We start from the raw sequence: 12,318 nt of genomic DNA, 5'->3' as shown, positions 1-12,318 counted from the left end.
CGTGGGGGTCAGTCTGGACCAGCGCGGACTAGAATTGGAAGGGAATTCTAGAAATTCACTCAAGAAGCGGCTGGAAGGTACAACGACCCTGCGATGAGCCCCAAGCAGCACCGTGGTGAGGTCACCGCCGAACAGCTTCTGGACGCGGCGCTGCGCGTCTACGGGGAGTCGGGCGAGCAGGGTCTCACCGTCAGCGCGGTGACCGCGGCGAGCGGCGTGAGCCCCGGCAGCCTCTACCACCACTTCGGCAGCATGGACGGCCTGCTGACCGCCCTGCTGATGCGCTGGCTGGAACGGCTGCTGGTCCGGATGGTCACGGCCCTGGAGCAGTCGGACTCCGCCCGGGCCGGCGTCCACGCCCTCGTGGAGGCGTATCTCGCGTTCATCCGCGACCACCGGGACGCGGGCCTCCTCCTCCACTCCTCCCGCGCCGACGAGATCGGGATGCGGCAGGCGAAGCAGTTGCGGGACGCCCAGGAGGCCCGGCTGTCACCGCTGTCCGCGTGGGTGAGCCGGCACGTCGAGTCGGGCGAGGTCGCACCCCTGTCGGTGCCCCTGCTCGAGTCCATGGTCCTGGGGCCGGTCATCGGCGTCAGCCGCCGCTGGCTGACCCTCGGCGACGTCGACCTCGACGAGGCGGCCCGCGTCCTGCCGGACCGGATCTGGCGGTCGATCGGCGCGGACCCCGGGTGAGCGCGGGTGAGCGCGGGCAGGACGCCGGGCGGGTCAGCCGACGAGGTTCCTGATCCGGGCGGCGGTGAGGGCCCGGTCGAAGACCCGTACGTCCCGGACGGCGCCGGGGAAGAAGTCGACGGCCTGACCGCCGTACGACGCCCGGCCGATGATGAAGGGGCCGGTGGCGGACATCGGGTTGGTGTCCTCGGCCTCCGCCTCCTGCACGCCGTTGACGTACAGCCGCAGTGTGCGCGCCGGGCCGTCGCAGACGCCGACGAGGTGGGTCCAGACGTTCACGGCGGGCTCGCTCCGGCCGGCGGCGCGCAGGCCGGGGCGGGAGAGGGCCCAGCGGTTCTCGTCGACGGCGTACTGGAGGTAGAAGGCGCTGGCGTCCCCGGCGTCCTGGCTGACGGCGGTGGCCCAGTTCCCCGGTGCGGCGGAGAGCCGGACCCGGGCGGCGATCGTGAAGCTTTGGCCCTCCCCGGTCTCCACCACCGGTCCCCCGGTCATGATCTGGCCGCCCTGCCCGTCGAAGACGGCTCCGCCTCCGCCGGGCACCCAGGTGACGCCGGTCGCGGTGCCGTCGTGGCCGCCCGCGGTGTCCCGCGCGACCGTGCCCGAGGTCTCGTCGAGGGGCCAGTGCCCGACGGGCCGGACGGGCCGGGGGGCGGCGGAGGGCGAGGACGAGGGGGAGGCCGAGGAGGGTGGCGTGGCCCGGTCCCGGTCCGCGGCGGCCGACCGGTTGAGCCAGAACCCCGCCCCGACACCGGCCGCGGCGACCGCGCCCCCGCCGATGCCGAGGAACAGGAAGGCCCGCCGACTGCCACCACGCTCCCGGCCCGCCCGGCGGCCGGTGAGCTCCGTCGCGGCGGGGGCGGGCTCCGGGGTGGCGCCCACCCGGGTGGCCTGGTCGTGGAACCGCGGCGCCACCGTGGTCGCCTGCCGGGGAAGTACGTTCGTCGGGGCTCCCGGATCCGTGGCACGGGCGCCCGGGAGGGGCGTCCCGGCAGGAGTCGGGGCCCCGGGAGCGTTGCCCTGCTGCGGCCAGGGGCCGGAGTGCCGCAGGGCCATCGTGCTCTCGTTGCCCAGTGCGCCGACCCGGGCGAGGATCTCCCGCGGGGCGGGACGGCGGGCCGGGTCCTTGGCCAGGCAGTCGCCGATGAGGGCGTGCAGGGCGGGGTCGGTGACGGCGCCGATGTCGGGGGTGTTGTGCACCACGCGGTAGAGCAGCGCGGGGGTCGCTCCCTCGCCGAAGGGATTGGCGCCGGTCGCCGCGAAGGCGAGCACCGCGCCCAGGCAGAAGACGTCGCTGGCCGGAGTGATCGCGTCGCCGTTGACCTGCTCGGGCGACATGAACCCGGGCGAGCCGGCCACGAGGCCGGTGCCGGTGATCGAGTCGGCCTCGACGCTGCGGACGATCCCGAAGTCGATGACGCGCGGCCCGTCCTCGGCGAGCAGCACGTTGGAGGGCTTGAGATCACGGTGGACCAGGTTCGCGGCGTGGATCGACACCAGCGCCTCGGCCAGCCCGGCCGCCAGCGCGAGAACCGCCCCCGCCTCGAACGGCCCCCGCTCGACGACCGCCTGCTCCAGCGAAGGACCGGCGATGTAGCTGGTGACCAGCCACGGCAGGGGAGCGTCCGGGTCGGCGTCGACGACCGGTGCGGTGAAGGCACCGCTGACCTTCCGGGCCGCCTCGACCTCACGCCGGAACCGGTCGCGGAACTCGGGCCGGCGCACCAGCTCGGCGTGCACCACCTTCACCGCGACGAGCCGCCCGCCCGGGGAGCGGCCGAGGAAGACCCTGCCCATACCGCCCGCACCCAGCCGGCTGATCAACCGGTATCCCCCGACGGAGCCCGGGTCGTCCGGCTCCAGCGCTGACACAAATGCCTCCCGGCGTGCGATCTCGGCCCGTGCGGGCAGGGCCAAGCATAAAGCCAATCGCACCCGTGTTCGTCGAAGTACCGTACGTCGTACGGTACTTCGACCATCACCCTCCTCCTGGACGCCGCGCTGCGCCGCTGCACGGAGTCGGGCGACCGGGGAGTCGGCGTCGCTCGAAGATCTCTTCGGCCTTCGGGGCGGTGACGGCGCGGGGGAGCCGGCGACGGAGGAGGCCGGGATCGCCGCAGTCCGTGACGCGACCGCGGACGTCGTCGGAGAGGTCGAGGCCCGGAGCCGCGTGCGGGGAGTGCCGCCACGTTCCCGGCCGACCGACGACGGGTCCCGGTTGTGTGAGCATCTTGGCCGATTCCGTTGAGGCGGCGCTCAGATGTGAAGGGCGTGAGCACTCCCTTGGAAAGTGCTCACGCGTTTTCGACAAGGTGGCTCTGCGGGCGGGGCGGCGCACCGCTCCCGGGGGCAGGGTCAGCGCAGGCGGGACGAGGACAGGATCGACAGCAGGTGGGCCGGGACCATCACCCAGGTGATGACGGCGAGTGCGCCCAGGGCCCAGCGGGTCGGTTCGATACCGCCGGTCAGCGTGTCGGCCACCGCCGCGACGAGGAGGACGAGGGACGCCTCGATGCCGTTGGTGACCCGGTGGATCTTGAACGCGGCGGCGATGCGGCGCACCGTGGCGACGCCCTCCGAGCGCGGGCGGGTCGACTCGTCGTCGGCGACGGTCAGGCCGCGGCGGGCGCGGGCCACGTCCACCAGGTCGGTGGAGGCCTTGAGCAGGACGACACCGAGGGCGGTGGCGATGCCGACCGACAGCCAGCCGCCGACACCCGACTCGGCGGCGCGGTAGCCGGCGCCCGCCATCAGCGCCGCGTCGGCGAGATACGCGCCGAGCCGGTCGACGTAGATGCCGGCCGCGCTGTTCTGGCCCTTCCAGCGGGCGACCTCGCCGTCCACGCAGTCGAAGAGCAGGAACAGCTGCATGAGGATCACGGCGAGGACCGCGCCGGTCAGGCCGGGGATCATCAGCGCGGCGCCGGAGGCCACTCCGCACACCACCATGGTCCAGGTGAGCTGGTCGGGGGTGACGGGGGTGCGGACCAGGTGGCGGGTGGTGCGCAGGGAGATCTTCCGCATGTAGAGGCGGCCGGCCCAGTGTTCGCCGTTGCGGCTGTCCATCTTGGCCCGCGGCTGGCAGACCTCCCGCAGCTCCTCCAGTACCGGAGCACCCATGACGTTCCTCCCAGCCCCAACCGCCGCGCGTGCGGCGGTGATCGGGCCAGGGTACAGAGCACGTACGGCGGGCCGCCGACAGGGGACACCGACCCCATGGAGTCGATCGATCCGGTCACCGCCCGCGCCTGGCTCGCCACCGTCCTCGCGGAGGCTCGTGCCGGGCTGGAGGAGGGCGGCGTCCCCGTCGGCGCCACGCTGTACGGCGCCGACGGGACCCTGCTCGGCCGGGGCCGCAACCGCCGCGTACAGGACGACGACCCGTCGACGCACGCGGAGACCGCCGCCTTCCGCGCGGCGGGACGGCAGCGGTCGTACCGCGGTACGACGATGGTGACGACGCTCTCCCCGTGCTGGTACTGCTCCGGCCTGGTCCGGCAGTTCGGCATCTCCCGGGTGGTGATCGGCGAGGCGGTCACCTTCCACGGCGGGCACGACTGGCCGGCCGGGCACGGCGTGGAGATCGTGCCGCTGGACGGTCCGGAGTGCGCCGCGATGATGCGGGAGTTCGTCGCCCGTCATCCGCGGCTGTGGAGCGAGGACATCGGGGATCGAACGGGGAAGGCCGGTTCCCTGTGACCTGAGTCGCAGGGAACCGGCCTTCGTGGGGCGTGGGTTCAGAAACCGACGGACCCCAGCGCGCCCAGGCCGACGTCCGCGTACGAGTGCTTGCCGGAGACGAAGATGTTGACGCCGTAGTAGTTGAACAGCCAGCAGCCGAAGGCGAGCAGGGCCAGGTAGGCGGCCTTGCGGCCCTTCCAGCCGGCCGTCGCGCGGGCGTGCAGGTAGCAGGCGTAGGCGACCCAGGTGATGAAGGACCAGACCTCCTTGGGGTCCCAGCCCCAGTAGCGGCCCCAGGCGTCGCCGGCCCAGATGGCGCCCGCGATGATCGTGAACGTCCACAGCGGGAAGACGGCCGCGTTGACCCGGTAGGAGAACTTGTCGAGGGACGCGGCCGCGGGCAGGCGCTCCAGGACGGAGGTGGCGAAGCTGCCGGGCTTGCCGCCGCCGGCGAGCTTGTTCTCGTACGAGTCCTTGAACAGGTAGAGGATCACGCCGACCGCGCCGACGTAGAAGACCGCGCCGCACAGGATCGCCGTGGAGACGTGGATGTACAGCCAGTACGAGTGGAGGGCGGGGACCAGCTGGTCGCTCTCGGTGTAGAGCCAGGTGACGGCGATACCGAGGTCGAGGAGGACCGAGGTGGTGAGGAACAGGCCGAGCCAGCGGACGTTCTTCTTCAGCGCCAGCAGCAGGAGGTACACGCCGACGGCGGTGGTGGAGAAGGTGATGTTGAACTCGTACATGTTGCCCCACGGCGCCCGCTCCACGGACAGCGCGCGGGTGAGCACGCCGCCGAAGGAGAGCAGGAAGGCGAGCACGGTGAGGGAGATGGCGATCCGTCCGTAGAGGTCGCCCTTCTCGTCGCCGCCGTGCGCTCCGGGCCCGTCGGGCACGTCGCGGGAGCCGGTGGCGGCGCGTACGACGACCTTCGGCCGCTCCAGTACGGCGGTGCCGCCGGCCTGGTTGACGGTGACGGCCGGTGCCTTCTTCGCCCGGGCCTCCGCCTTCGGGGTGAGGGCGGCGGCGGTACGGGCGACCTTGCTGCGGCTGCCGAAGGTCCACTCCGCGATGTACGCGAAGAAGGCGAGGGTGTAGACCGCCATAGCGGAGTAGACCAGCACGTTGCTGATCTCCGCGAGGTTCTCGTTGGCCGCGGCGGCCAGATCTGTTGCGGCGGCGAGAGTCATTTCTCAGCCCCTTCGGCAGGTACGGCTTCGGGATCGGTGGCGGTGTCGGTGGGATCGGTCGGATCCGGGGAGGGGTCGGGCGCGCCCGGTGCCCGGTCGTAGAGGATTCCGGCGAGGTCGCCGAGTTCCTCGGGGACCTTCGCGGACTCGCTGCGGCCGAGGCCGGCCATCTCGACGACGGTCACGCCGTCGTCGCCGCGCACCGCGCGCACCCACACGCGGCGGCGCTGGATGAACAGGGAGCCGGCGAGACCGGCGATCGCGGCGACGGCACCGCCGAGCGCCCAGCCGCCGCCCGGCTCCTGGACGACCTGGAAGCCGGCCCACTCCTTGACGTCCTTCTCGAAGGTGACCGAGCCGGCGCCGTCCGGGAGCGTCATGGTCTCGCCGGGCGTGAGCAGCTTCTTGAACAGCTCGCCCTTCGAGTCCTTGAACTCCTTCATCTTGGTCTTGTCCATCTGGTACACGCTCTGCGGAATGCCGGAGTCGGCCTTCAGGTCGCCGTGGTAGGCGGAGAGCGCGAGCACCGGATAGTCCAGCGCGGGGAACTGGGAGAGCATCGTGCCGGCGGCGGAGCCGCCGAAGGTGGGCACGAAGAAGGCGTTGAAGCCGAGCTGCTCCTTCTTGCCGTCCGTGTTGCGGTAGCCGTCGAGGACCTTGACCACGCCGGAGGAGGTGACGTTGGCGTCCAGGGGCAGCAGCGGCACGGCGTCCCGGTAGACGACCTTGCCCTTGCCGTCGCGGACGGTGACGACGGGCGCGTAGCCGTGGCTGACGAGGTAGACCTTGGCGTCGCCGATCTCCAGCGGCTCGTTCACCTTGATGACGGCCGTCTTCTCCTCGCCGTCGGCCCCCTCGGCGTAGGTGACCTCGGACTGGTACGTGCGCGGAGTGCCCTTGTTGGGTCCGGTGCGCTCGTAGGTGCCGGTGAACTCCTTGACGTCGAAGCTGAACGGCACCAGGTCGTCGTTGGTGAAGAGGTTGCCGGACTTGAAGTCGTCGTACTGGGTGAGCGTGTTGGCGAAGCCGTCGCCCTCGACGATCAGCTTGTTGCCCTCGGACTTGAACAACTGGCCCCAGCCGAAGGCGATCAGCATCACGATCAGCGCGATGTGGAAGAGCAGGTTGCCGACCTCGCGCAGGTAGCCCTTCTCGGCGGCGACGGCGTCACCGGCGAGGTGGGCGCGGAAGCGGCGCTTCTTCAGCAGGGCGAGCGCGGCCTCGCGGACCTGCTCGGGCTCGGCCTCGGTGCGCCAGGTGGTGTGGGCGGGCAGCCGGGTCAGCCGGCGGGGCGCGCCCGGCGGGCGGCCGCGCAGCTGGCCCACGAACTGCCAGGTGCGGGGCACGATGCAGCCGATGAGGGAGACGAACAGCAGGATGTAGATCGCGGAGAACCACACCGAGCTGTAGACGTGGAACAGGCCGAGCTTGTCGTAGACGGGCGCGAGGATGTCGTGGCGCTCGCGGAAGTCGGCGACCTGCGTCTCGTCGACCCCGGTCTGCGGGATCAGCGAGCCGGGGATCGCGCCGAGCGACAGCAGCAGGAGCAGCAGCAGTGCGACCCGCATGGAGGTGAGCTGCCGCCAGAACCAGCGGGCCCAGCCGATGACTCCGAGGGAGGGCAGGTTCGGCGCGTCTTCCCTGGGGGCGGTGGACAACTGGGAGCCGGCGGCGCCGAGCTCCTGGTCGTCGGTGGCCCTGGGGGTGTCGTCGTCGGTTGTCGTCTTGCTCATCGGGTCAGATCCCCACAGTGAAGCCGTTGGACCAGGTCTGCATCTCCGCCACGAGACTGTTCCACGCGCCGGTCAGCAGGAGCACGCCGGTCACGATCATCATCGTGCCGCCGATGCGCATCACCCAGGTGTAGTGGCGCTTGACCCAGGCGAACGCGCCGAGTGCCTTGCGGAAGGCCACGGCGGCGAGTACGAAGGGGACGCCCAGTCCCAGGCAGTACGCGATGGTCAGTACGGCGCCGCGTCCGGCGCTCTCCTGCTGCGCGGAGAGGGTGAGCACGGAGGCGAGCGTCGGGCCGATGCAGGGGGTCCAGCCGATGCCGAACAGGGCGCCGAGGACGGGGGCGCCGACCAGTCCGGTCGCCGGCCGCTTGTGGAAGCGGAACTCGCGCTGGGTGAGCCAGGGCATCAGGCCCATGAAGAAGACGCCCATGAGGATCATGAGGACGCCGAGCACCTTGGACAGGACGCCCGACTGTTCCTGGAGGGTCTGCCCGAAGTAGCCGAAGAAGGCGCCGCCGGAGACGAACACGGCGGTGAAGCCGAGTACGAAGAGGGAGGCGCCGGCGACCATGCGTCCGCGCCGGGCCTCGGCCAGGTCGGTGCCGGAGACGCCGGTGACGTAGGAGAGGTAGCCGGGGACCAGCGGCAGCACGCAGGGCGAGAAGAAGGAGACCAGTCCGCCGAGCAGGGCGATGGGCAGGGCGACCAGGAGGGCGCCGTTGAGCACCGTGCCGTTGTAGCCCGTCTCCGCGGCGAGCGTGTGCAGGGCGCTCACGTCACTTCTCCGCGACGACCGGCTCGAGCATCTTCAGCAGGCGTTCCTCGCTGAGCGAGGTCAGCGAGCGGGCCGCGATCCTCCCCTCCCGGTCCAGGACCAGGGTGGAGGGGACGGCCTGCGGGTTGAGGGTGCCCTTCTCGAAGCGGAGCATCAGCTTGCCCGTCGGGTCGTACAGGCTCGGGTAGGGGATGCCGAAGTCCTTCTCGAAGGCGAGGGCGGCCGTGGTGCTGCCGTCCCGTGTGTTGATGCCGACGAACTGCACGTCCTGGTCGGCGTACTCCCCGGCCACCTTGGCGAAGTACTTGGCCTCCGCGCGGCACGGGTTGCACCAGGAGCCCCAGACGTTGAGGACGACGACCTTGCCCTTGTAGTCGGCGACGTCGAGCTGCTTGTCGTCGATGGTCTTCCCGGACAGTTCGGGTGCGGCGACCCGCTTGCCCTCGGGGACCGTGGAGATGCCGTCGGTGCCGGCGACGAAGTTGGTGTTGCCGCCCCCGCCGGACGTCCCGCCCGAGCCGCACGCGGAGACGAGCAGTGCGGCCGCGGCAGCGCCGGCGGCCAGGGTGGCGCGACGGCGGACGCGGAGGGCACGGTCCGAGCGGGGAACGACCCGGTTCGAGCGCTGGGGGGCGCGGCTGGCGGCACTCATGTGAAAAGTTTCGCATGCCCGTTCCGGGGATCTTGAGCACCCCCCTTGCGGGCGGAAACCCGCATATCAGGCGGCGTTGCCAGGGCCTGTTCCGGTGGTGGTGCCGGTGTCCCCGGCGAACGCCTTCCAGCCACCGGCCGGTTCCTGGCCGACGTCCAGGGTGCGGAACCGCTCCAGCACCTCCGGCTTCTGCACGTCCAGCCAGTCGGTGAACTGCCGGAAGGAGACGAGCCTCACGTCGCCGCCCTTCTCCTTCTCCCGCGCGATGTGCTTGAGGGCTTCCTCCACGGCGTCCATGTAGATGCCGCCGTTCCACTGCTCGAAGTGGTTGCCGACGAAGAAGGGTGCGCGATTCGACTCGTATGCCCGCTTGAAGCCGGATATGTACGCCTGGGTCGCCTGCCGTCGCCAGCCCGGGTGGTGGTGGGCGGGCGCGTTGGTCGAGTTGACCGACTGGTTGGCGAGGATGTTGTAGTCCATCGACAGGACCTCGAAGGAGTGGCCGGGGAACGGTATCTGCTGCAGGGGAAGGTCCCATATGCCCTGCTTCTTCGACGGCCAGACCTGGCGTCCGCCGGGCGAGGAGGCGTCGTAGCGCCAGCCGAGCTCGCGGGCGGTGGGCAGCAGCTTGTCCTGGCCGAGCAGACAGGGCGTACGGGCGCCGACGAGCTCCTTGTCGTAGTCGAAGGGGAGCGGCTCCAGGTCGGTCCAGCCGGAGTTGGTCCGCCACTCCTTGACGAAGGACTTGGCCTGCTCGATCTCGCTGCGCCACTGCTGCGGGGTCCAGTTGCCGACGCTGCCGGAGCCGCCGCAGAAGTGGCCGTTGAAGTGGGTGCCGATCTCGTGCCCTTCGAGCCAGGCACGGCGGACGTTCTTCAGCGTGTCCTTGATGTGGCCGTCGGTGAGGTAGCCGATGTCGGAGGCGCCGCGCGGGTTGTTCGGGGGGTCGTAGAGCCGCTTCTTCGACTCGGGGAGCAGATAGAGGCCCGAGAGGAAGAAGGTCATGGACGCGCCGTGCTCCTCGGCGAGGTCCAGGAAGCGCGGGAAGAGGCCGTTGCCGACCTCGCCGGCGCCGTCCCAGGAGAAGACTACGAACTGCGGCGGGGTCTGGCCCGGCTCCAGCGGCACCGGCGCCTCGGGCTGGTGGGGCTGCTCGCCGGTGAAGGAGGTGGAGCCGTCACCGATCGGGCGGGCCGTCTTCGTCGGCTTCGGGTCCGGTTCCGGTGTGCCGGGCCGGTCCTCGGAAGGACGGGAACCGCCGGGGCCGTCCGCGTCCTTGTGGCCGCCGCAGCCGGCCAGCGAGGCGGCGGCGACTCCCGCCCCGAGCCCGAGCATTCCCCTACGGGTGAGACTGCGCATGGCAACCCCGTTCGTCACGTCCTCTGGTGGTCACTCACTCAGAGGACGCGACACAGCCGGGGGTTCCCGGCCGGATGCGGGGGTTTCGCAACGGTTTTCGAAAGCGTGGTTCCGTCGGGCGTCGTACCGGTCCCGGGACCGGTACGACGCCCGTCCGGGACGGGCGTTACGCCCCGAAGGCCTTGCTCTTCCCCTTCACCGGCTTGGCACCGGCCAGCAGATGGGCGGGGACGAGATCGCGGGCCGGCTCGCTGTAGCCGACGGAGACGATCCTGTCGCCCTGGTAGGTGAAGGTGGTCAGCGAGGCGAGCGTGCACTGCCGCTTGCGCGGGTCGTGCCACAGCCGCCGCTTCTCGACGTAGGACCGCACGATCCAGATCGGCAGCTGGTGGCTGACCAGCACCGCCTCGTGTCCGCGCGCCGCGTCCTTCGCCGCGTTCAGCGCGCCCGTCATGCGGATGACCTGCTCGACGTACGGCTCGCCCCAGGACGGCTTGAACGGGTTGACGACGTGCTTCCAGTTGGCCGGGCGGCGCAGCGCGCCGTCGCCGATGCCGAAGGTCTTGCCCTGGAAGACGTTCTCCGCCTCGATCAGCCGCTCGTCGGAGGCGATGTCCAGGCCGTGCGCCTTGGCGATGGGCTCGGCCGTCTCCTGCGCCCGCTCCAGCGGGGAGGCGACGACGTACGTGATGTCACGGGAGGCGAGGTGCTCGCCGACCCGGTCGGCCATGCGCCGGCCCAGCTCGGAGAGGTGGTAGCCGGCGAGACGGCCGTAGAGGACGCCGTCCGGGTTCTCGACCTCGCCGTGCCGCATGAGGTGGACGACGGTGACGTCGTCGTCCTTCTTCAGGGTGCTCACGCGGTCGCCTCCGCTGCCGCTCGGGCCGCCGCCGGAAGGGCGTCGGCGATCCGCTGGACGGCCCGCTCGTCGTGCGCGGTGGACACGAACCAGGACTCGAAGGACGACGGCGGCAGATAGACGCCGTTCGCGAGGAGGGAGTGGAAGAACGCGGTGAAGCGGAACGACTCCTGCGTCTTCGCCTCCTCGTAGTTGCGCACCGGGCGGTCGGTGAAGAACACGGAGAACATGTTGGAGGCGTTCTGCAGCGTGTGCGCGACGCCCTCCTTGGTCAGCGCCTCGGTGACGAGGGACCGGATCTGCGCCGAGACGGCGTTCACCTTCTCGTACGCGGCGGCGTCGAGCAGCCGCAGCTGGGCGAGCCCGGCGGCGGTGGCGACCGGATTGCCGGAGAGGGTGCCGGCCTGGTAGACGGGCCCGGCGGGGGCGAGGTGGCCCATCACGTCGGCGCGCCCGCCGAAGGCCGCGGCCGGGAAGCCGCCGCCCATCACCTTCCCGAAGGTCATCAGGTCGGGCCGCACGCCGTCGACGCCGTACCACCCTTCCCGGCTGGTACGGAACCCCGTCATGACCTCGTCGGAGATGTACAGCGCGCCGTTCGCGGCGCACGCGTCCTTCAGCCCCTGGTTGAACCCGGGCAGCGGCGGTACGACGCCCATGTTGCCCGGCGACGCCTCGGTGATCACGCAGGCGATCTCACCGGGGTGCGCGGCGAAGGCGGCGTGCACGGCGTCGAGGTCGTTGTACGGCAGGACGATGGTGTCGCCGGCCTGGGCGCCGGTGACGCCGGGCGTGTCGGGGAGCGCGAAGGTGGCCACCCCGGAGCCGGCGGAGGCGAGCAGCGAGTCGACGTGCCCGTGGTAGCAGCCGGCGAACTTGACCACCTTGGTGCGCCGGGTGAACCCGCGGGCGAGCCGGATCGCCGACATGGTGGCCTCGGTCCCGCTGGACACGAGCCGCACCTGCTCCAGCGGCTCGATCCGGGCGGTCATCTCCTCGGCGAGCGCGACCTCGCCCTCACCGGGCGTGCCGAAGGACGTGCCGCGCGAGACGGCCTCCTGCACGGCGGCGATCACCTCGGGGTGCGCGTGCCCGAGGATCATCGGCCCCCAGGAGCAGACCAGGTCGACGTACTCGCGTCCGTCGGCGTCGGTCAGGTACGGGCCGGTGCCCGACACCATGAACCGGGGCGTGCCGCCGACCGCGCGGAAGGCGCGCACCGGCGAGTTCACGCCGCCGGGCGTGACAGCCGCGGCACGATCGAACAGCGCCTGCGAGACCGGGGCTTCGTATGAATATGGCAGTTCGCTCATGACCTGCGACTTCTCCGACCTTCTCCGACATTCCGGGGGCTTCCCGGCTCCGGGTGCGTATGA

Annotated in this window: 11 protein-coding genes; 2 read left to right on the top strand and 9 right to left on the bottom strand. The window is 71.2% G+C overall.

What is annotated here, in order from left to right:
* Positions 1–93: 93 nt before the first annotated feature.
* Positions 94–693: a TetR/AcrR family transcriptional regulator gene (locus ACFV5H_RS00345; protein ID WP_385045378.1), complete on the top strand. Its 600-nt coding sequence runs from the start codon at positions 94–96 to the stop codon at positions 691–693.
* Between the two features lie 33 nt (positions 694–726).
* Here the strand turns inward: ACFV5H_RS00345 and ACFV5H_RS00340 are convergent, their stop codons facing one another.
* Both ACFV5H_RS00340 and ACFV5H_RS00335 read right to left on the bottom strand, forming a co-directional pair.
* Positions 727–2,562 carry a LamG-like jellyroll fold domain-containing protein gene (locus ACFV5H_RS00340; protein ID WP_385045375.1) on the bottom strand — a complete coding sequence of 612 codons (1,836 nt, stop codon included), beginning with the start codon at positions 2,560–2,562 and terminating at the stop codon, positions 727–729.
* Between the two features lie 483 nt (positions 2,563–3,045).
* Positions 3,046–3,810, bottom strand: coding sequence for a CDP-alcohol phosphatidyltransferase family protein (locus tag ACFV5H_RS00335; RefSeq protein ID WP_385045372.1), 765 nt, complete (start codon positions 3,808–3,810; stop codon positions 3,046–3,048).
* A gap of 96 nt (positions 3,811–3,906) precedes the next feature.
* Between ACFV5H_RS00335 and ACFV5H_RS00330 the strand changes: the two genes are divergently transcribed.
* Positions 3,907–4,389: a nucleoside deaminase gene (locus ACFV5H_RS00330; protein ID WP_385191891.1), complete on the top strand. Its 483-nt coding sequence runs from the start codon at positions 3,907–3,909 to the stop codon at positions 4,387–4,389.
* 38 nt (positions 4,390–4,427) lie between these two features.
* Here the strand turns inward: ACFV5H_RS00330 and ccsB are convergent, their stop codons facing one another.
* The 7 genes from ccsB to hemL form a co-directional block, all read right to left on the bottom strand.
* Positions 4,428–5,561: a c-type cytochrome biogenesis protein CcsB gene (gene ccsB, locus ACFV5H_RS00325; RefSeq protein ID WP_385045366.1), complete on the bottom strand. Its 1,134-nt coding sequence runs from the start codon at positions 5,559–5,561 to the stop codon at positions 4,428–4,430.
* Positions 5,558–7,294, bottom strand: coding sequence for a cytochrome c biogenesis protein ResB (locus ACFV5H_RS00320; protein ID WP_385191889.1), 1,737 nt, complete (start codon positions 7,292–7,294; stop codon positions 5,558–5,560). Before ACFV5H_RS00320 ends, ccsB begins: the two co-directional genes overlap by 4 nt.
* Before the next feature lie 4 nt (positions 7,295–7,298).
* Positions 7,299–8,072: a cytochrome c biogenesis CcdA family protein gene (locus ACFV5H_RS00315; RefSeq protein ID WP_385045360.1), complete on the bottom strand. Its 774-nt coding sequence runs from the start codon at positions 8,070–8,072 to the stop codon at positions 7,299–7,301.
* Between the two features lies 1 nt (position 8,073).
* Positions 8,074–8,724, bottom strand: coding sequence for a TlpA family protein disulfide reductase (locus tag ACFV5H_RS00310; protein WP_385045357.1), 651 nt, complete (start codon positions 8,722–8,724; stop codon positions 8,074–8,076).
* A gap of 66 nt (positions 8,725–8,790) precedes the next feature.
* Entirely contained in the window at positions 8,791–10,059 is a 1,269-nt protein-coding gene (locus ACFV5H_RS00305) for a hypothetical protein (RefSeq protein ID WP_385192238.1), read from the bottom strand.
* Between the two features lie 190 nt (positions 10,060–10,249).
* Positions 10,250–10,897 carry a histidine phosphatase family protein gene (locus ACFV5H_RS00300; protein WP_385045679.1) on the bottom strand — a complete coding sequence of 216 codons (648 nt, stop codon included), beginning with the start codon at positions 10,895–10,897 and terminating at the stop codon, positions 10,250–10,252.
* A gap of 41 nt (positions 10,898–10,938) precedes the next feature.
* Positions 10,939–12,255, bottom strand: coding sequence for a glutamate-1-semialdehyde 2,1-aminomutase (gene hemL, locus ACFV5H_RS00295; protein WP_385045351.1), 1,317 nt, complete (start codon positions 12,253–12,255; stop codon positions 10,939–10,941).
* Positions 12,256–12,318: the final 63 nt, after the last annotated feature.

Origin of the sequence: Streptomyces sp. NPDC059787 (genome assembly GCF_042732315.1) — a bacterium.
In the GTDB taxonomy this organism is placed as follows: domain Bacteria; phylum Actinomycetota; class Actinomycetes; order Streptomycetales; family Streptomycetaceae; genus Streptomyces; species Streptomyces atrovirens.
The sequence above is the reverse complement of the archived record's forward strand: the minus strand, read 5'-3'. Positions and strand labels throughout refer to the sequence as shown.